Origin of the sequence: Streptomyces sp. 11x1, from assembly GCF_032598905.1 — a bacterium.
GTDB lineage: Bacteria > Actinomycetota > Actinomycetes > Streptomycetales > Streptomycetaceae > Streptomyces.
This window is the reverse complement of the sequence record NZ_CP122458.1, coordinates 1,011,017-1,029,854: the sequence shown is the minus strand read 5'-3', so window position 1 is coordinate 1,029,854 and position 18,838 is coordinate 1,011,017. Positions and strand designations below refer to the sequence as shown.

At 73.9% G+C, this 18,838-nt stretch carries 14 protein-coding genes, 1 pseudogene and 1 riboswitch; of the genes and pseudogenes, 7 read left to right on the top strand and 8 right to left on the bottom strand.

All coding sequences use genetic code 11. The features are described from left to right. Positions 1–236: 236 nt before the first annotated feature. From P8T65_RS04925 to cobM, 3 genes are all read left to right on the top strand, one after another. Entirely contained in the window at positions 237–2,318 is a 2,082-nt protein-coding gene (locus P8T65_RS04925; protein ID WP_316724167.1) for a SpoIIE family protein phosphatase, read from the top strand. Positions 2,319–2,439: 121 nt separating this feature from the next. Continuing rightward, a complete protein-coding gene (gene cbiE / locus P8T65_RS04920; protein WP_316724166.1) occupies positions 2,440–3,735 on the top strand; it encodes a precorrin-6y C5,15-methyltransferase (decarboxylating) subunit CbiE in 1,296 nt (431 codons plus the stop codon). Further along, the gene (gene cobM / locus P8T65_RS04915) at positions 3,732–4,481 is read left to right on the top strand and encodes a precorrin-4 C(11)-methyltransferase (RefSeq protein ID WP_316724165.1); all 750 of its coding nucleotides are present in this window, start codon (positions 3,732–3,734) and stop codon (positions 4,479–4,481) included. Before cbiE ends, cobM begins: the two co-directional genes overlap by 4 nt. Positions 4,482–4,668: 187 nt before the next feature. Here cobM and P8T65_RS04910 read toward each other — a convergent pair whose 3' ends face one another. Continuing rightward, on the bottom strand, positions 4,669–5,820 hold the full coding sequence (locus tag P8T65_RS04910; RefSeq protein ID WP_316724164.1) for a cobalt-precorrin-5B (C(1))-methyltransferase: 1,152 nt from the start codon (positions 5,818–5,820) through the stop codon (positions 4,669–4,671). An 18-nt stretch (positions 5,821–5,838) separates the two neighbouring features. On the opposite strand from P8T65_RS04910, the gene P8T65_RS04905 reads away from it, so the two are divergent. Next, positions 5,839–6,621 carry a cobalt-precorrin-6A reductase gene (locus tag P8T65_RS04905; RefSeq protein WP_316724163.1) on the top strand — a complete coding sequence of 261 codons (783 nt, stop codon included), beginning with the start codon at positions 5,839–5,841 and terminating at the stop codon, positions 6,619–6,621. A gap of 157 nt (positions 6,622–6,778) precedes the next feature. Here the strand turns inward: P8T65_RS04905 and P8T65_RS04900 are convergent, their stop codons facing one another. The 3 genes from P8T65_RS04900 to cobG form a co-directional block, all read right to left on the bottom strand. After that, positions 6,779–8,269 (bottom strand): precorrin-2 C(20)-methyltransferase, encoded by a 1,491-nt coding sequence (locus P8T65_RS04900; RefSeq protein ID WP_316724162.1) that lies wholly within the window; start codon positions 8,267–8,269, stop codon positions 6,779–6,781. Next, positions 8,266–8,898: a precorrin-8X methylmutase gene (locus P8T65_RS04895; protein WP_230222843.1), complete on the bottom strand. Its 633-nt coding sequence runs from the start codon at positions 8,896–8,898 to the stop codon at positions 8,266–8,268. The genes P8T65_RS04900 and P8T65_RS04895 overlap by 4 nt, the downstream gene beginning before the upstream one ends. Positions 8,899–9,018: 120 nt before the next feature. Next, complete coding sequence (cobG, locus tag P8T65_RS04890; RefSeq protein ID WP_399102973.1) at positions 9,019–10,338, bottom strand: precorrin-3B synthase; 1,320 nt, start codon at positions 10,336–10,338, stop codon at positions 9,019–9,021. A gap of 80 nt (positions 10,339–10,418) precedes the next feature. Next, positions 10,419–10,560: riboswitch (cobalamin riboswitch) on the top strand. Between the two features lie 69 nt (positions 10,561–10,629). On the opposite strand from cobG, the gene cobN reads away from it, so the two are divergent. Further along, the gene (gene cobN, locus P8T65_RS04885; RefSeq protein ID WP_316724160.1) at positions 10,630–14,262 is read left to right on the top strand and encodes a cobaltochelatase subunit CobN; all 3,633 of its coding nucleotides are present in this window, start codon (positions 10,630–10,632) and stop codon (positions 14,260–14,262) included. Positions 14,263–14,334: 72 nt separating this feature from the next. On the opposite strand, the pseudogene P8T65_RS04880 reads toward cobN, so the two are convergent. Further along, positions 14,335–14,484, bottom strand: a pseudogene (locus P8T65_RS04880) (sugar phosphate isomerase/epimerase); the annotation flags it as partial. A gap of 142 nt (positions 14,485–14,626) precedes the next feature. On the opposite strand from P8T65_RS04880, the gene P8T65_RS04875 reads away from it, so the two are divergent. Together P8T65_RS04875 and P8T65_RS04870 are read left to right on the top strand one after the other, a co-directional pair. Beyond that, positions 14,627–15,493, top strand: a complete 867-nt coding sequence (locus P8T65_RS04875; protein ID WP_316731478.1) for an AraC family transcriptional regulator — start codon at positions 14,627–14,629, stop codon at positions 15,491–15,493. Between the two features lie 84 nt (positions 15,494–15,577). Continuing rightward, the gene (locus P8T65_RS04870) at positions 15,578–15,805 is read left to right on the top strand and encodes a hypothetical protein (protein ID WP_316724159.1); all 228 of its coding nucleotides are present in this window, start codon (positions 15,578–15,580) and stop codon (positions 15,803–15,805) included. 55 nt (positions 15,806–15,860) lie between these two features. On the opposite strand, the gene P8T65_RS04865 is transcribed toward P8T65_RS04870, so the two are convergent. From P8T65_RS04865 to P8T65_RS04855, 3 genes are read right to left on the bottom strand one after another with little or no spacing between them, the layout of a single operon-like run. Further along, the gene (locus tag P8T65_RS04865; RefSeq protein ID WP_316724158.1) at positions 15,861–16,658 is read right to left on the bottom strand and encodes an ABC transporter ATP-binding protein; all 798 of its coding nucleotides are present in this window, start codon (positions 16,656–16,658) and stop codon (positions 15,861–15,863) included. Further along, positions 16,655–17,782 carry an iron chelate uptake ABC transporter family permease subunit gene (locus P8T65_RS04860; protein ID WP_316724157.1) on the bottom strand — a complete coding sequence of 376 codons (1,128 nt, stop codon included), beginning with the start codon at positions 17,780–17,782 and terminating at the stop codon, positions 16,655–16,657. Before P8T65_RS04860 ends, P8T65_RS04865 begins: the two co-directional genes overlap by 4 nt. Beyond that, positions 17,779–18,831 carry an ABC transporter substrate-binding protein gene (locus tag P8T65_RS04855; protein ID WP_316724156.1) on the bottom strand — a complete coding sequence of 351 codons (1,053 nt, stop codon included), beginning with the start codon at positions 18,829–18,831 and terminating at the stop codon, positions 17,779–17,781. Before P8T65_RS04855 ends, P8T65_RS04860 begins: the two co-directional genes overlap by 4 nt. Between the last annotated feature and the right edge of the window lie 7 nt (positions 18,832–18,838).

Sequence of the window (18,838 nt, the reverse complement as noted above, 5' to 3'; positions counted from 1 at the left end):
CGCGACGGAACAGTCGCTGCCCGGCGCCACCCCGGCGGAGGGTCCGTGGCCGTCGATATGGCCGGCCCGCGGCCGTGGTCGCTGCGGACGGCGGTTCACGGGCGCCGGCTGCCGTGGGGGACGGTTCCGGCGTGTCCGTGCGGGCGTGCGGTCTCCCGTTCCGGGAGGTATGACTGACAGGGAGCCCGGCGGACGGGGTGAGCGCACCCTGTGCTGCCGCCGGAAGGAGCCCCGGTATGCCTGAGGAAGAAACCCGGAGCGGGAGCGGTGGGCAGGAACCCGTCACCGCCGCGCCGGGTGGGCTGCTGGATGTGCTGCGGGTGGCGGCCCTCGTCCTCGGCAGTGACGGCCGGATCGTGCTGTGGAGTCCCGAAGCCGAGTCCCTGCTCGGCTTCAGCGCCGAGGAAGCGCTGGGACAGGACGCGGGCGCTCTGCTGGTGGACCCCGAGCACCGGTCCCTGGCGCACGACCTGTTCGACCGCGTGCGCACCGGCGCGCGCTGGGCCGGTGTCTTCCCGGTGCGGCACAAGGACGGCTCCACCCGGCGGGTGGAGTTCCGCACCATGCAGCTGCGCGACGCCCGGGGCGACATCCACGCCCTCGGCCTGGGCACCGATGCCGACACCGTTCGCGACGTGGAGCGGGACCTGGCCCTCTCCCACATCCTGGTCAGCCAGTCGCCCGTCGGCATCGCGGTCTTCGACACCGATCTGCGGTGGGTGCGGGTCAACCCGTCACTGGAACGCATCAACGGCGTCCCCGAGAAGGCCGTGCTGGGCCGCCGCGTCGGCGAGGTGCTGCCCGCCCTCGACGTGGAGGCCATCGAGTCACGGATGCGGCGGGTCCTGCGCACCGGCGAGCCGCTGCTGGACCAGCAGACGGTGGGCCGGACGGCCGCCGACGGCGAGGAGCACGCCTACTCGGAGTCGTACCACCGCATCCAGGACGCCAACGGGCGGGTCCTGGGTCTGGCGATGGCGATCATCGACATCTCCGAGCGGCAGCGGGCGACGACCGAGGTGGCGAAGGCCCGCGAGCGCCTGGCGGTGATCGCCGACGCCGGCGTCCGCATCGGCACCACGCTCGACCTGTGCCGGACGGCACAGGAACTCACCGAGGTGGCCGTTCCCCAGCTCGCCGACCTCGCGACCGTCGACGTACTGGACTCCGTGGTCAACCCCGGCGGCACGGCCGCACCGCGCACGGACGGCTCCCTCGACTTCTGGGCGCTCGCCCTCAAGGCGAACCCTCCCACCGACGCGACCGAGGCCCCGGACCCGGTCGGGGAGCCCGCTCACTACGGCCCCACCCGGCTGGTCACCCAGTGCGTACGCGAGGCGCGGCCGATCCTGCTGGAGCGCGTGGACGACGCGGCGATCCGGCGTATCGCCCGGGACGAGGACGCGGCGCAGGTGTTGCGGCGAGCCGGTGTCCACTCCTGTCTGGTGGCCCCGCTGATGGCGCGCGGCGAGGTCCTGGGCACGCTCAGCCTGTACCGCACCGCCGGGCCCCGGCCCTTCGACGACCAGGACCTCACCCTCGCCACCGAGCTGGCCACGCGCGCCGCCATCTGCATCGACAACGCGCGCCTGTACGGACGCGAACGCGACATCGCGCTCACCCTCCAGCGCAGCCTGCTGTCCCAGGAGCCGCCGCAGCACGGCGGCATCGAGGTCGCCTCCCGCTATGTGCCCGCCGTCAGCGAGGTGGGCGGGGACTGGTTCGACGTGCTGCCGCTCAAGGACGGCAAGGTGGGCCTCGTCGTCGGCGACGTGATGGGCAAGGGCGTGCACGCGGCGGCGATCATGGGCCAGCTCCGTACGGCCACCCGCGCGCTCGCCCGGCTCGACCTGCCGCCGGCCGAGCTGCTGCACCACCTCGACGGCCTCGCCACCTCCCTCGGCGACCCCGACACCCTGGCCACCTGCCTCTACGTCGTCTGCGACCCCCGGCACGGGCGGTGCGAACTCTCCCGCGCCGGCCACCTGCCGCCGGTCCTGGTCGACCCGGGAGGGAGAGCCGAGCTCCTCGACGTCGCCGGCGGGGTGCCGCTCGGAGTCGGCGGTGTGCCGTTCACCGTAGAGGAGCGGGAGCTCGCCGAGGGGGCGTTGCTCGTCCTGTTCACGGACGGTCTGGTGGAGAGCCGCGTGACGCCCGTCGGGGCTGGGCTGCAGCGTCTGCTCGGACTGCTGGACGACGCCGGACTCCCTCTGGAGCAGACCTGCGACATGCTCCTCGGCGCCCTGGACCGCGAGCGCAACGACGACGTGGCACTGCTCCTCGCCCGCCGTGGGGGCCCGTGCCCTCCGGTCACGTGAGGAGCCCGGCCCCACGGGCGCGTCCGACGAACCCCCGGGCAGAGGCGCGCAGGTCACCGCCCAGTAGAGTGCGCCTCTGTCGTCCCCGAGAGCCGCCCACGAACCGTCGAGGTACCCCGCAGTGACCCCCGCACGACCAGGACCGCCGTACGCCGTCACCGTCGTCGGGCTCGGCGCCGACGGCTGGCGAGGCATCCCGGACGCCTCCCGGGCCGCCCTGCGCGATGCCGAGGTCCTGATCGGGGGTCCACGCCAGCTCGACCTGCTGCCCCCGGAGTGCGCGGGCGAGCGGATCGCCTGGCCCTCGCCCCTGCGTCCCGCCGTCCCCGCCCTGCTCGCCGCACACACCGGCCGCCGCATCGCCGTCCTGGCCAGCGGGGACCCCATGTTCTACGGCATCGGCCGCGCCCTCGCCGAGGAGGCCGGTGACCGGCTGCGCGTCCTTCCGCACCCCTCCTCCGTCTCGTACGCGGCGGCCCGCCTCGGCTGGCCCTTGGAGGACGTCGAGGTCGTCACGCTCGTCGGGCGGCCCACGGCTCGGCTCGCCGCCGCCCTGCACGACCGACGCCGGCTGCTGGTGCTGAGCGCGGACGCCGGGACGCCCGCCGACGTCGCCGCCCTGCTGCGGGACCGCGGCTTCGGCCCCAGCCGGATACGCGTCCTGGAGCAGCTCGGCGGAGAGAAGGAACGGACGGGCGAGGTGAGCACCGCCGACGACTGGGTGGTACGCGCGCATCCGCCCGGCGACCCCCTCAACCTCGTCGCCGTCGAATGCCGTCAGAGCCCCGACGGCCTCCGGCTCGGTGCCGTCCCCGGCCTGCCGGACGAGGCGTACGAGCACGACGGACAGCTCACCAAACGGTATGTGCGCGCCGCCACGCTGGCCGCGCTCGCCCCGGCCCCCGGTGAACTGCTCTGGGACGTCGGAGGCGGATCCGGCTCGATAGCGATCGAGTGGATGCGCACCCACCCCTCCTGCCGGGCCGTCACCGTCGAACGCGACCCCGTACGGGCCGCACGCATCACCCGCAACGCCGACCGGCTCGGCGTGCCCGCACTGCGGGTCGCCACCGGTGCCGCGCCCGCCGCCCTGGCCCAACTGCCGCCGCCGGACGCCGTGTTCATCGGCGGCGGCCTCACCGCGCCCGGTCTCCTCGACGCCTGCTGGGCCGCGCTGCCCGCCGGGGGGCGGCTGGTCGCCAACACCGTGACCCTGGAGTCCGAGGCGCTGCTCGCCGACGCCCACCGCCGCCGCGGCGGGGAGTTGGTACGGCTCGCGGTGGCGCAGGCCGTGCCCGTCGGCGGTTTCACCGGGTGGCGGCAGGCCATGCCGGTGACCCAGTGGGCGGTACGCAAACCCTTCGCCCCCCTCGATCCTCGCGACACCGTCCACACCGCTTCGGAGGCAGACAGATGACCGTGTACTTCATCGGCGCCGGCCCTGGGGCCGCCGACCTGATCACGGTCCGCGGCGCGCGCCGGCTGGCCGACTGCCAGGTCTGTCTGTACGCCGGCAGCCTCGTCCCCCGTGAACTGCTGGCCGAATGCCCGCCGGACGCGCGGCTCGTGGACACCGCCCGGCTCGACCTCGACCAGATCACCGCCGAACTGGTCCGTGCGCACGAGGAGGGCCACGACGTGGCCCGGCTGCACTCCGGGGACCCCTCCGTGTTCAGTGCGGTCGCCGAGCAGATGCGGCGGCTGGACGCGGCCGGTGTGCCGTACGAGGTGGTGCCGGGGGTCCCCGCGTTCGCCGCGGCGGCGGCCTCCCTGAAGCGCGAGCTGACCGTGCCGACGGTCGGTCAGACCGTCATCCTCACGCGGATCGCGCAGCGTGCCACGGCCATGCCGGACGGCGAGGACCTCGCCACGCTCGGGCGCAGCGGGGCGCTGATCGTGCTGCACCTGGCCGCGCGGTACGTGGACCGTGTCGTCGAGGAGCTGTTGCCGCACTACGGCGCGGACTGTCCCGCGGCGGTCGTCGCGTATGCCTCGCGGCCCGAAGAGGTGATCATCCGGGGCACGCTGGACGAGATCGCCGGGCGGGTGAAGGAGGCGGGTGTGCTGCGCACGGCTGTGATCATGGTCGGGCGGACGCTGGGGGCTTCGCAGTTCCGGGACAGCCACCTGTACTCGCCGGGGCGGGACCGGCATGAGTGCTGAGGAGAGGGGGCGGGTGGGGTGCGTCGTCGGGTGCGACCCGGTGGGGATTCCCGCGCAGTTCCCCGCGCCCCTAGAAGATCAGGCCCTGCGGGCCTGAAAAGGCTGGGGCGCAGCCCCGGCTTTTCAGGGACGCAGGGAACTGTGCGGGAAGCCCCACCGGGCCCGCAGCCGACAACGCGCCCTTCCCTCAGCGCACCCCACTACGCCCCACGACCGTCCCTGCGCGGTCGACGCAGATGACGTCGACCGCGACCGGCGCCCCCCGCAGGACGGAAAGCGCCTCCTCACGCGCCGCCGTCGCGACCAGGTCGCCCAGTGGTACCCTGGCCGCCGCGCACAACTGCAGCGCGGCCAGCCCGGTGTTGGCCCCGGCCACCTCCGCGGCCAGCGCCTCGTCCGCGCCGCCCCGCCGCGCGAGGTCCGCGAGGAACCCCTTGTCGACCTGGGAGCGGGCGGAGTGCAGATCGAGATGCCCGGCGGCGAGCTTGGAGAGCTTGGCGAACCCGCCGCAGATGGTCAGCCGGTCCACCGGGTGACGGCGCACGTACTTCAGGACCGCCCCCGCGAAGTCGCCCATGTCCAGCAGCGCGTCCTCCGGCAGCGCGTACTCGGCGACGACCGTCCGCTCCGACGTGGACCCCGTGCACCCGGCGACATGCCTGCGCCCGGCGGCCCGCGCCACGTCCACGCCCCGCCGGATGGAGTCGATCCACGCCGAGCAGGAGTACGGCACGACGATCCCGGTGGTGCCGAGGATGGACAGGCCGCCGAGGATGCCGAGACGGGGGTTCCAGGTGGACCGGGCGATCTCCTCGCCGTTGTCCACGGAGACCGTGATCTCGACGTCGCCGCTGCCCCCGTGCCGGGCCGCGACCTCGGCGACGTGGTCCCGCATCATCTGCCGGGGCACCGGGTTCACGGCCGGTTCCCCGACGGGCAGGGGCAGACCCGGACGGGTGATCGTGCCGACCCCGGGGCCCGCCCGGAAGACCACGCCGGACCCGGCGGGCAGCGGACGCACCGTGGCCCGGACCAGCGCGCCGTGCGTGACGTCCGGGTCGTCGCCCGCGTCCTTCACGATCCCCGCCATCGCACTGTCGCCGGTCAGCTCCTCGGCCGCGAGTGCGAACGCCGGGGTCTGGCCCTTCGGCAGGGTGATGGTCACCGGGTCCGGGAAGTCGCCGGTCAGCAGCGCGGTGTACGCGGCCGTCGTGGCCGCCGTCGCACAGGCACCGGTCGTCCAGCCGTGCCGCAGACCGGTGTGCTTGAGTTGGGCCGCGCGACCGCCCCGCGCCCCGTCGCCGGTCCCACCGGCATCCCGTACTTCGTCACCGCTCATGAACGGACCCGGACTCCCATGCACGTACTGATACTCGGCGGGACCACGGAGGCCCGCCGCCTGGCCGAACTGCTGCACACCACCCCAGGCGTCCGGCTGACCAGCTCCCTCGCCGGACGCGTCGCCAGCCCCCGGCTGCCCCCGGGCGAGGTCCGCGTCGGCGGCTTCGGCGGGGCCGAGGGGCTGGCCGCCTGGCTGCGTGAGCACGGGGTGGACGCGTTCATCGACGCCACCCATCCTTTCGCCGGGACCATGAGTTTCCACGCGGCACGGGCGGCCGCCATGACCCATGTTCCCCTGCTCGCGCTGCGCCGGCCCGGCTGGGTGCCGACCGCCGGCGACGATTGGCACGACGTCGGCTCGCTGGCGGAGGCCGCGCGGCTGCTGCCCACGCTCGGGCGGCGGGTGTTCCTCACCACCGGGCGCATGGGCCTGGCCGCGTTCGCCGACCTGGACGACCTGTGGTTCCTCGTACGGTCCGTGGACGCGCCCGAGGCCCCGCACCCGGCCCGGATGGAGGTGCTGCTCGACCGGGGCCCGTTCACCCTCGCGGGGGAGCGGGACCTGCTCGGCCGCCACCACGTCGATGTCGTAGTCACGAAGGACAGCGGGGGAGCGGCGACCGCGCCGAAGCTCACGGCCGCGAGGGAGGCGGGGCTGCCCGTGGTCGTGGTGCGCCGACCGCCCGTGCCGGAGGACGTGCCCGTGGTGCCGGATCCGAAGACGGCGGCGCATTGGGTCCACGGGCTCCTCGACGCCCGCCGAGCCGGGCGGGCCGAAGAGCGCCCCGACGGCCGCTGACCCCGCCGGGCCGACACACGCGTCACCGTGCGGCGCCTCCAGGACTGGCGGGTCTGGGCGCGGCCGCGTACCCGTCGGCCCCGGGACCCGCGGACACGCGTGTGTCTCCGCGCCGGCCCACCCGGCCGCCGCCGCTCGCGGCAGCGCCCCGGCCCGCTCATCCCTCCGGATACCGGCGCGGCGTCCAGACGATCTCCTCGCCGTCCCCGCGCCGGACCGCCCGGGTCTGCGAGGAGCCGACCAGCAGGATCGTGCGCATGTCGACCTCGGCCGGGTCCAGCTCCGCCAGCCGTACGATCCGCACCCGCTCGCCGGTGCCGCCCACGTCGCGGGCGACGACGACCGGGGTGTCCGGCGCCCGGTGCTCCAGCAGCAGCTCGCGCGCCTTGCCCACCTGCCAGGTACGGCTGTGCGAACCGGGGTTGTAGAGGGCGAGCACCAGGTCCGCCGAGGCCGCCGCGCGCAACCGCTCGGCGATGACCTCCCACGGCTTGAGCCGGTCGGACAGGGAGATCGTGGCGTAGTCGTGGCCGAGCGGGGCGCCCGCGCGGGCGGCGGCCGCGTTCGCGGCGGTCACCCCCGGCAGCACCCGCACCGGCACGTCCGCGTACTCCTCCTGCGAGGCGACCTCCAGCACGGCCGTCGCCATGGCGAAGACCCCCGGGTCACCGCCGGAGACGACCGCGACCCGCCGCCCGCGCCGGGCCAGGTCGAGGGCGAACTCGGCGCGCTCCGACTCGACCCGGTTGTCCGAGCCGTGCCGCACCTGGCCCGCCCTGCGCGGCACCCGGTCCAGATAGGTGGTGTAACCGACGAGGTCGTCGGCGGCGGCGAGCGCGCCCCGCGTCTCGGGCGTCAGCCACAGCGGACCGGCCGGACCGGTCCCGACCACCACGACCTCGCCCCGCTCCCGGGCCTCGGGCCGCTCGACGTCGACCTGGCTGGGCAGCACGGCCACCGAGAAGTACGGCACCGACTCCGGGTCCACGTCCGCCAGTTCGCCGATGCGCTCCCCGGACATGGTCGCCCGCTCGACATAGCGGGCCTCGGCGAGCCGCCCCGAACTCTCCAGCGCGCTCCGTACCTTGGTGAAGGTCCGGCCCAGCTTCATCACCACTGCCACGTCGGTCGCGGCGAGCCGTGCGGTCAGCTCCTCCTCGGGCAGGGTGCCCGGCAGGATCGTCAGCACCTCCTCGCCCTCGACGAGCGGGGTGCCCAGGCGGGCCGCGGCAGCCGACACGGACGTGACACCGGGGACGACCTCGGTGTCGTAGCGGTCCACGAGCCGCTTGTGCATGTGCATGTAGGAGCCGTAGAACATCGGGTCGCCCTCGGCGAGGACCGCGACCGTGCGCCCGGCGTCGAGATGTGCGGCCAGGCGGGCCGACGCCTCCTCGTAGAAGTCCTCCATCGCGCCCTTGTAGCCGCCCGGGTGATCGGTGGTCTCCGTCGTCAGCGGATACATCAGCCGTTCCTCGATGTGGTCGTCGCGCAGGTGCTTCGCGGCGATCGAGCGGGCGATGGAACGGCCGTGCCGGGCGCAGTGATACGCGATCACGTCCGCCTCGGAGATGACCTCGACGGCCCGGACGGTCATCAGGGACGGGTCACCGGGGCCGAGCCCCACCCCGTACAGCTTGCCGCTCACTCTTCCTCACTCGCGATCGCGTTGAGCGCGGCGGCGGCGATGGCGCTGCCGCCACGACGGCCGCGCACGACGAGGTGCTCCAGGCCCGAGGGATGCTCCGCCAGCGCGTCCTTGGACTCGGCCGCGCCGACGAACCCGACGGGCACCCCGATGACGGCGGCGGGCCGGGGCGCGCCCTCGTCGATCATCTCCAGCAGCCGGAACAGCGCGGTGGGCGCGTTGCCGACGGCCACGACCGAGCCCTCCAGCCGGTCCCGCCACAGCTCCAGCGCGGCGGCGCTGCGCGTGGTGCCCAGCTTCGCCGCCAGCTCGGGGACCGCCGGGTCGGAGAGCGTGCACAGCACGTCGTTGTCGGCGGGCAGCCGCTTGCGGGTCACCCCGCTGGCCACCATCCGCACGTCGGTGAAGATGGGCGCCCCGGCACGCAGGGCCTCACGGGCGCGGGTCACCACGTCGGGCGTGTACGCCAAGTCCCGTACGAGGTCGACCATTCCGCAGGCGTGGATCATCCGGACCGCGACCTGGCTGACGTCGGCGGGCAGGGCCGCGAGGTCCGCCTCCGCGCGGATGGTGGCGAAGGACTGGCGGTAGATCGCCGGGCCGTCCTTCTCGTAGTCGTAGGTGGTCACGGTGGTCTTCTCGCTGCTCTCGGTCGGCGTACGGGGGTCGTTCGTGCGGGTCGTGCGGTTCGTGCGCGTTGTGCGGGTTGTGTGCGCCATCGGGTCCGTGTCGTGCGGCTTCTCGGTGGTCTAGGGGGTGATCTCCCCCAGGGCGGCGGCGAGTCGGGACGGGTCCGCCATGGGGGCGGTGCGCGGGCTTCGGCCGGGGACGGTGCGGGAGAGCTCGTAGCCGCCGCCCTCCACCGCCACCACGTCGATCCGTTCGCCTCGGGGGTGGCCGCAGCGGCGCTCACAGCCGGACCAGTACAGGGGGAGCCCCGCGCGTCCTGCCGCCGTCAGGCTCTCGGTGGCGTCCGCCCGTACGTCCGCCAGGGACTTCGCGCAGCCGGGCCGTCCGATGCAGGCCCCGACACGTAGCCAGGGGGAGGCCGGATCGGTGACGAGGCCGGTGACCGAGAGCCGGCCGAGCGCGTCGGCCGCCTGCTCCTCGCTCAGGCCCGGTACGGGTACGACGACGCCGCGCCACGGCGTCAGCCGCAGTTCACGGGACGGTGTCGCGGCCGCGAGGGCGCTCAACTCCCGCCACTGGGGAGGTGTGAGACGACCGAGGGGGGCGTGCACGCAGAGGGCGTCGCCGACGGTGCCCGGGACCGGGCCGCCCTCGGCTGCGGTCGTCGTCCCGCTCTCGTCTCGCACCCGGCCCACGGAGTCGACGCCGACGGCGGTCAGCCGGTCCCGGACCTGCTCGAGCAGCCCGTCCTGGAAGGGGAGTTCGGTCACACGCCAGACCCGGGCCCCGCTCTCCCGCGCCGCCTCCAGGAAAGTCTCGGCGGCGGTCAGCGCGGCACGGGCCGCGTCCTCGCCGGGAAGCGCCAGGCTCTCCCCGGCCGTCCCCAGGCTCAGCAGCGCGCCACCGTCCTCGGCCGCCCGGACGGTCACATCGGCGTCCAGCGCGGTCACATCGCCGCGCCCGTCGTCGAGCGCGAACAGGAACCGGCCCGACAACCCCCGCGCCGCCTCGCTCGCGCACAACGCGGTGTCGAGGGCGGACAGCCAGGGCCGTACGTCGCGCAGACCGCGTCCGTCGAGACCGGACAGGGGCGAGGCGACGATGTTGCGCACGCGTTCGTGCCCGGCGGACGGCAACAGTCCGGCCGCGTCCAGCGACTCGGCCAGCTCGCCCCCGCAGCCGTCGGCCAGCCCACGCAACTGGACGTTGCCGCGGGAAGTGAGGTGAAGATCACCGTCGCCGAGCCGTCGCGACGCCTCCGCGAGCGCCTCCGCCTGGCGGACGCCCAGCACACCGCCGGGCACCCGGACCCGGGCCAGCGCCCCGTCGTCCGCCGTATGCAGCCGCAGCGTCCCCGGGCAGGCGTCGCCGCGGTCCCGTGTGACCGCTGTGGCCTGGGACGATGAACGCAGGGGAGGCGTGGACATGGCGGCGAGCATACCCACCGGCACAACGGACGTATCCTCCGCCCTTTTGAGGCGACCCTTACTATGCTGATCGGTGGATCATCCGATCCATCGACGCCACCCACGGCGCTAGGGTCTGCCGTCACATTCCCTAGGGGAGGAAGCCCGGTGTGAGTCCGGCGCGGTCCCGCCACTGTGAGCCCGTCCCAGGAGGGTCGGGCGAGTCAGGAACTCCCTTCCCCGTACCGCTCGGTCCGCCCGGGCCGGGGAGACTTCGAACCGACACCGCCCGGGGCGCGGACCCCGAGGAAGGCCAGCAGCCGCATGCAGCCATCGTCCGGGGAGCGCTCCGCGCAGCCCCGCATCCTGCTCCTGTCGACCTCCGACACCGACCTGCTCAGCGCCCGCGCGGCCGCCGGCCCGGTCCCCTACCGCTTCGCCAACCCCTCCCGCCTCGCGCTGGAGGACCTCCCCGCGCTCCTCGACGGCACCGACCTGGTCGTCGTACGCCTGCTCGGTGGCATCCGTGCCTGGCAGGACGGCCTCGACCTGCTGCTCGCCGACGGTCGCCCGGTCGTCGTCCTCACCGGTGAACAGGCCCCCGACGCCCAGCTGATGGCCGCCTCCACCGTCCCCGTCGGCATCGCCGCGGAGGCCCACGCCTATCTCGCGCACGGCGGCCCCGCCAACCTGGAGCAGTTGGCCCGCTTCCTCTCCGACACGGTCCTGCTCACCGGCCACGGCTTCGACGCGCCCGCGCCCGCGCCCTCCTGGGGCCCGCTGGAGCGCACCGCCCGCGCCACCGCCGACGGCCCGACCGTCGCCGTGCTCTACTACCGCGCCCACCACATGAGCGGCAACACCGCCTTCGTGGACGCCCTGTGCGGGGCGATCGAGGACAAGGGCGCCCGGGCGCTCCCGCTCTACGTGGCGTCGCTGCGGGCCCCGGAACCCGAGCTGATCGAGGAACTCCGCGCCGCCGACGCCATCGTGACCACCGTCCTCGCCGCGGGCGGCACCAAGCCCGCCGAGGCCTCGGCCGGCGGCGACGACGAGTCCTGGGACGCGGGCGCCCTGACCGGCCTCGACGTGCCGATCCTCCAGGCCCTGTGCCTGACCGGTTCGCGGTCCGTCTGGGAGGAGAACGACGAGGGCGTCTCCCCGCTCGACGCGGCCAGCCAGATCGCCGTCCCCGAGTTCGACGGCCGCCTGATCACCGTCCCGTTCTCCTTCAAGGAGATCGACGAGGACGGCCTCCCGGCCTACGTCGCCGACCCCGAGCGCGCCGCCCGCGTCGCCGGGATCGCCGTACGCCACGCGCGCCTGCGCCACATCGCCAACGCCGACAAGCGCCTCGCGCTCGTCCTCTCCGCCTACCCGACCAAGCACTCCCGCATCGGCAACGCGGTCGGCCTCGACACACCCGCCAGCGCCGTCGCCCTGCTGCGCCGACTGCGCGAGGAGGGCTACGACTTCGGGACCGACGCCGAGGTGCCGGGCCTGGCCTCCGGCGACGGCGACGAGCTGATCCGCGCGCTGATCGAGGCGGGCGGCCACGACCAGGACTGGCTGACCGAGGAGCAGTTGGCCCGCAACCCGGTCCGTATCCCGGCCGCCGACTACCGCCGCTGGTACGCCGAACTCCCCCAGGAACTGCGCACGGCCGTCGAGGAGCACTGGGGGCCGGCGCCCGGCGAGATGTTCGTCGACCGCAGCGCCAACCCGGAGGGCGACATCGTCCTCGCGGCGCTGCGCTTCGGCAATCTGCTGATCCTCATCCAGCCGCCGCGCGGCTTCGGCGAGAACCCGATCGCGATCTACCACGACCCGGACCTCCCGCCCTCGCACCACTACCTCGCCGCCTACCGCTGGATCGCGGCCCGCGCCGACGACGGTGGCTTCGGCGCCGACGCGATGATCCACCTCGGCAAGCACGGCAACCTGGAGTGGCTGCCCGGCAAGAACGCGGGCCTCTCGGCGGCCTGCGGCCCGGACGCCGCGCTGGGCGACCTGCCCCTGGTCTACCCCTTCCTGGTCAACGACCCGGGCGAGGGCACCCAGGCAAAGCGCCGCGTCCACGCCACGCTCGTCGACCACCTCGTGCCGCCGATGGCCCGCGCCGACTCCTACGGCGACATCGCGCGCCTGGAGCAACTCCTCGACGAGTACGCCCAGATCTCCTCCATGGACCCGGCGAAGCTCCCCGCGATCCGCGCCCAGATCTGGACCCTCATCCAGGCCGCCAAGCTCGACCACGACCTGGGCCTGAACGACCGCCCCGAGGACGACGGCTTCGACGACTTCCTGCTGCACGTCGACGGCTGGCTGTGCGAGGTCAAGGACGCCCAGATCCGCGACGGCCTGCACGTCCTCGGCACCCCGCCGGGCGGTGCCGACCGCGTCAACCTGGTCCTCGCCATCCTGCGTGCCCGCCAGATCTGGGGCGGCACCCAGGCTCTGCCCGGCCTGCGCGAGGCACTCGGCCTCGACGAGTCCGCCGCGACCCGCACCACCGCCGACGAGGCGGAGGCGAAGGCCCGCGCCCTGGTCGAGCGGATGGAGGAGCTGGGCTGGGACCCGGACTCCGTACCGGACGAGCACGGTGAACAGGTCACGGCCATCCTGGAGTTCGCCGCCCGCGAGGTCGTCCCGCGGCTGCGGGCCACCACCGCCGAACTCCACCACACCGTGCACGCCCTGAACGGCGGCTTCGTCCCGGCCGGCCCCTCGGGCTCCCCGCTCCGCGGCCTGGTCAACGTCCTGCCGACCGGCCGGAACTTCTACTCCGTCGACCCCAAGGCCGTCCCCTCCCGCCTCGCGTGGGAGACCGGCCAGGCCCTCGCCGACTCCCTGCTGGAGCGCTACCGCGCCGACAACGGCGAATGGCCCACCTCCGTCGGTCTCTCCCTGTGGGGCACCAGCGCCATGCGCACGGCCGGCGACGACGTGGCCGAGGCCCTCGCCCTGCTCGGCGTCCGCCCGGTCTGGGACGATGCCTCGCGCCGGGTGACCGGACTGGAGGCCGTCCCGGCCGAGGAGTTGGGCCGCCCCCGGGTCGATGTCACCCTGCGCATCTCGGGCTTCTTCCGAGACGCGTTCCCGCACACCATCGGGCTGCTGGACGACGCCGTACGGCTGGCCGCGTCGCTCGACGAGCCGGCCGAGGTCAACCACGTCCGGGCCCACGTCCAGGCCGACCTGGCGGCCCACGGGGACGAACGCCGGGCCACCACCCGGATCTTCGGCTCCCGCCCCGGCACGTACGGCGCCGGACTGCTCCAGCTCATCGACTCCCGGGACTGGCGCACCGACGCCGACCTCGCCGAGGTCTACACGGTCTGGGGCGGCTACGCCTACGGCCGGGAGCTGGACGGGCGCCCGGCCCGCGAGGAGATGGAGACGGCGTACAAGCGGATCGAGGTGGCCGCGAAGAACACGGACACCCGCGAGCACGACATCGCCGACTCCGACGACTACTTCCAGTACCACGGAGGCATGGTGGCCACGGTCCGCGCGCTGCGCGGCACGGCCCCCGAGGCGTACATCGGCGATTCCACCCGCCCGGAGACGGTCCGCACCCGCACCCTGGTGGAGGAGACGTCCCGGGTCTTCCGGGCCCGCGTCGTCAACCCCAAGTGGATCGAGGCGATGCGCCGCCACGGCTACAAGGGTGCCTTCGAACTCGCCGCCACCGTCGACTACCTGTTCGGCTACGACGCCACCACGGGTGTGATCGCCGACTGGATGTACGACAAGCTCACCGAGACCTACGTCCTGGACGAGACCAACCGAGAGTTCCTCCAGCAGGCCAACCCCTGGGCCCTGCACGGCATCGCCGAGCGGCTCCTGGAGGCGGAGTCGCGCGGCATGTGGGAGAAGCCCGACCCGGCGGTGCTGGAGGCGCTGCGCCAGGTGTACCTGGAGACGGAGGGCGACCTGGAGGGCGGCGACAGCTGACGACGGCGCGGGGGTGCGGGGCGGTGGACCGCCCCGCACCTGTGTCTCGGCAATCTGCCGGCCCGTACCGAGAGCGGTGGCCACCCCGTCGAAGTCCGGCTCGCGCAGGGTGCCGAAGAACGCGTCCCAGTCCACCTCGCCCTGGCCGATGTCCAGGTGCTGGTGGATCCGGGCGGTCGTACCGGGCGGGTTGAGGATGTAGCGCAGCCCGCTGGAACCCTCGGCGGTGTGCGGTCACCGACTCGGCGGAGCGTCGGCGCGCGGTGCGGTGCGTGGTCACCCACCCGACCGGAGCGGGCACAGGATGTCGGGTGGGGTGGCGTGGCCGCTTCCTAGCGTGGTGGTCGAAAGGAAGGAGGCCGGGGTGCTGGAGCGGCTCAACCAGGCCATGGAGCACGTCGAACGCCATCTCGATCAGCCGATCGAGGTGGCGGACCTCGCACGGGTCGCGGTGACGTCGGAGTACCACCTGCGGCGGCTCTTCTCGGCGCTCGCGGGCATGCCGCTGTCGGAGTACATCCGACGACGGCGGCTGACCGTGGCCGGTGCCGAGGTGCTGGCCGACGAGCGGACACTGCTGGAGATCGCGGTGCGCTACGGCTACGGCTCCGGAGAGGCGTTCGCACGGGCGTTCCGCGCCCTGCACGGCGTCGGTCCCGGTGAGGCCCGGCGGACCGGCGCGAGCCTGCGGTCGCAGCCCCGGATGTCCTTCCGCCTCGTCGTCGAAGGGAGCAGCAGCATGCGATACCGAGTGATGGAGAAGGAGGAGTTCCGGGTGGTCGGGAGGAAGGCCCGGGTCCCGCTCGTGCACGAGGGGATGAACCCGGCGATCGCCGAATTCATCCGGGGCCTGGGAAAGGAGACGCTCGACCGGATCGAGAGCCTGTCCGACCAGGAGCCGAGGGGGATCGTCGCGATCAGCGACAATCTCGACGCCAGTCGTGCCGAGGGCACCGAACTCGACTACTTCCACGGAGCGGTGACGCGAGCAGCCGCCCCCGAGGACATGGACGAGCTCGTCGTCCCGGCCGGAACATGGGCGGTGTTCGAGAACTCCGGGCCCTTCCCGCAGGCGCTGCAGCATCTGTGGCGGGACGTGTTCACCCAGTGGTTCCCGTCCAACCCGTACCGGAGCCGTCCGGGCCCCGAGATCCTGCGGACCAGGCTCTCGCCCGACGCGGCGCGGGCCGACGCGGAGCTGTGGATCCCGGTGGAGCGGGCCTCGCTCTGAGCGCCGGCGCGCGGCGACTTCACGCCGTCGCGCGCCCGCCCCCGCCTCTCGTCCGCCGGTGGCATGGAACGCCGTCGACCTGAGATGGGGCCACGAGGCGATCGTCGTGGGGCGGGCCTCGGCGGACTCGCGGGCACGCTGGACACGGCCCGCGCGCAGAAGGTGCTCGCGGGAGAGCTGCCCTTCGTGGAGGAGGACGTGGCGGACCACTGGGCGTCGGGCATGGCTCCGCGCGAGGCCGTGGCCGGACTCCGCGGACCCGTCGAGGCGCCGGCCGAGCCGGGCAAGGACCGGCCCGCGCGGGCGACTTGAGCGACCTGGGCCGCGGGCCCCGGTCGGTCCTCCCCGCCCGTCGGAGCGCCACGGCCTAGGGCAGCGGGCCCAGGAAGCGGATGTGGGGTCCTTCGTCGGGGCCGGTGGCGGTGACGGTGGCCCGTACGCCGTAGACGTCGGCGATCAGGGACTCGGTGAGGACGTCGTGCGGGGTCCCGGCGGCCACCACGCGGCCCTGCCGCAGCACGACGAGCTGGTCGCAGTACATGGCGGCGAGGTTCAGGTCGTGCAGGGCGACGACGCTGGTCAGACGGAGTTCGCGGATCAGGGTCAGCAGGGCGAGCTGGTGCTGGATGTCGAGGTGGTTGGTGGGCTCGTCCAGGAGGAGTTCGTTCGGCTCCTGGGCGAGGGCGCGGGCGATCTGGACCCGCTGGCGCTCACCGCCCGACAGGGTGTGCCAGGACCGGCGGGCCTTGTCGGCCAGACCCGTGCGGGCCAGGGCCGTGCGGACGGCCTCCTCGTCGGCTCGCGAGGCGGGCGACCACGCTCGGCGGTGCGGGACACGGCCCAGCCGTACGACGTCCTGGACTGTCAACTCGACCTGGGTGTCAGCCTGTTGGGCTACAACAGCGATCCGTCGGGCGACCGCCCGGCGGCCCACCCGGTCCAGTGGACAGTCGTCGAGGGTGACGACCCCCGAGGCGGGCGCGAGGACCCCGGCGAGCAGACGCAGCAGGGTGGACTTGCCCGAGCCGTTGGGGCCGAGCAGACCGGTGACGGTGCCGGGCCGGGGCGCCACGCTGACCCCGTCCAGGATCAGCGTGCCGTCGGCGGTCCGGGACACCCGCTCGGCGCGCAGCCCGGGGGAGGCGCTGGGGGCGGTGTCGGTCATCGGGCGCTCCTGGTCCGGTACATGATGGCAACGAACGCCGGGACGCCGATGAGGGACGTCACCACCCCGACCGGCACCTCCTGCGGGTCCAGGACGGTACGGGCGAGGGTGTCGACCCACACCAGGAATACGGCCCCGGCCAGTGCGGAGGCCGGCAGGAGCCGACCGTGGCCGGAGCCGGTCAGTGCGCGTGCGGCGTGCGGCAGCACCAGGCCGACGAAGCCGATGGCCCCGGCCGAGGCGACCAGGGCGGCCGTGAGCAGGGCGGTGGCGCACAGCAGGACGAGCCGGACGCGGGCCACGGAGACGCCGAGCGAGGCCGCCGCGTCGTGCCCGAACGCGAACGCGTCCAGCGCGTGGGTGTGCCCCAGGCAGACCAGTAGCACCGCCACCAGCACCACCAGGCACACCGTCACATCCGTCCAGTCGGCACCGCTGAGCGAGCCGAGCAGCCAGAACAGCACCGCGCGGGTCGTCTCCGCGTCGGCCGCGGTCATCACGATGAAGGAGGTGAGCGCGGAGAACAGTTGCATGGCCGCGACCCCGACCAGCACCACCCGGTCGGTGGTGCCGCCGAGGGTGTGGCTGAGCAGCAGCACGAGGCCGAAGGAGGCCACCGCGCCCAGGAACGCGCCGCCGGAGACCGACAGCGCGCCGCCTCCCGCGCCGAGCACGACGACCACGACCGCGCCGGTCGACGCGCCGGAGGAGACGCCGAGCACGAAGGGGTCGGCGAGCGGGTTGCGCAGCAGGGACTGCATCACCGCGCCGCACACGGCCAGTCCGGCCCCGCACACGGCGGCCAGCAGGGTGCGCGGCAATCGTAGGTTCCACACGATGCCGTCCCGGATGGGCGTCAACTCCGTGTGCCCCCAGCCGAGATGGGCCACCACCGTGGACCAGACGTCGACCACATCGATGTCGGCCGGCCCGATGGTGATCGCGAGGGCGACGGACAGACACAGCACCGCGCCCCCGGCCGACCAAGCCGACCCCCACCACAGCCCTCGACCGACGGCCCTCGCCGCAGCCGCCCGCCGTCCCTTGGCGGGGGCCGACGTTCCGGTCACCTGGTCGGCCACCGGGCTCGTGCCGGGCTCCGTCTCGGGTTCCGGGGCCGTCATCCCGTGAGGCCGTACTCGCGCAGCGCCGTCGCGAGCTTCTCCACGCCCTCGACGGTGCGGATCGTGGGGTTCATGGCCTGGCCCGGCAGCCTTACGTACCGCTTCTCGCGCACCGCCGTCATGTTCCGGGTGACCGGGTCGGACTCCAGGAACTCGATCTTCTTCGTGGCAGTCTCGGCCGTCTGCTGCTTGCGGACCAGGTCCCCGATGACGAGGACGTCCGGGTCGCGGTCGGCGACGGTCTCCCAGTTGACCTGGGGCCACTCCTCGTCGGTGTCGTCGAAGACGTTCTTCGCGCCCAGTTCACGGGTGATGATCCCGGGGGCGCCGCAGCACCCGGCGAGGTACGGGGATTGGTCATTGGCGAACCAGTACAGGACGGTGACCCCACGCGCGTCGAGTCCGGCGGTCGCCCTCCTCACCCGGGACCTCAGCTCGGCCACCAGCTTCTCGCCGCGCTCCTCGACCCCGAAGATCCGGGCCAGATCGCGGACTTCGCCGTAGACCGTCTCCATGGTCAGCGGCTCGGTGCGGACGCCGTCGCCGTCCCCGCTGTTGTCCTTGCCCACACAGTCCGACGGCGACAGATACGTGGGCACGCCGAGCTTCTCGAACTCCTCCCGGGTCGCCACCCCGCCCTTGCCGAGCGTGGAGGCGAACGAGGAGACGACGAGGTCGGGTTCGGCGTCGAGGACCTTCTCGAAGGAGGGCGCGTCATCGGCGAGCCGGGGCACCTTCGCGTTGGCCTTCCCGAGCCCCTTCGGCAGCGGATCGGTCCAGGTGGCGGTGCCCACCACACGGTCGGCGAGCCCGAGGGAGAGCAGGATCTCGGTCGTGCCCTGGTTGAGGGAGACGGCGCGCTCGGGCGGGCTGTCGACCCGCACCTCGCGCCCGCAGTTGTCGAGCGTCACCGGATGACCGGCGGATCCGCCGGGGGCCGGACCGCGGTCCGGCGACGCTGGGGAAGCGGAGCCCCCGCAGCCGGTCAGCGCCAGGGCACCGGCGGTCAGGAACAGGACGGCATGGCGGACGGGGCGTGCGAGCGGCACGGGACTT

Excerpts from the sequence above, each read along its gene's own strand:
- P8T65_RS04925 (WP_316724167.1), top strand. The coding sequence starts at position 237 with ATGCCTGAGGAAGAAACCCGGAGCGGGAGCGGTGGGCAGGAACCCGTC.
- cobN (WP_316724160.1), top strand. The coding sequence starts at position 10,630 with ATGCAGCCATCGTCCGGGGAGCGCTCCGCGCAGCCCCGCATCCTGCTC.
- P8T65_RS04860 (WP_316724157.1), bottom strand. The coding sequence starts at position 17,782 with ATGACGGCCCCGGAACCCGAGACGGAGCCCGGCACGAGCCCGGTGGCC.
- cobG (WP_399102973.1), bottom strand. The coding sequence starts at position 10,338 with ATGCTCGCCGCCATGTCCACGCCTCCCCTGCGTTCATCGTCCCAGGCC.
- P8T65_RS04870 (WP_316724159.1), top strand. The coding sequence starts at position 15,578 with ATGGGGCCACGAGGCGATCGTCGTGGGGCGGGCCTCGGCGGACTCGCG.
- P8T65_RS04865 (WP_316724158.1), bottom strand. The coding sequence starts at position 16,658 with ATGACCGACACCGCCCCCAGCGCCTCCCCCGGGCTGCGCGCCGAGCGG.
- cobM (WP_316724165.1), top strand. The coding sequence starts at position 3,732 with ATGACCGTGTACTTCATCGGCGCCGGCCCTGGGGCCGCCGACCTGATC.
- P8T65_RS04910 (WP_316724164.1), bottom strand. The coding sequence starts at position 5,820 with ATGAGCGGTGACGAAGTACGGGATGCCGGTGGGACCGGCGACGGGGCG.
- P8T65_RS04905 (WP_316724163.1), top strand. The coding sequence starts at position 5,839 with ATGCACGTACTGATACTCGGCGGGACCACGGAGGCCCGCCGCCTGGCC.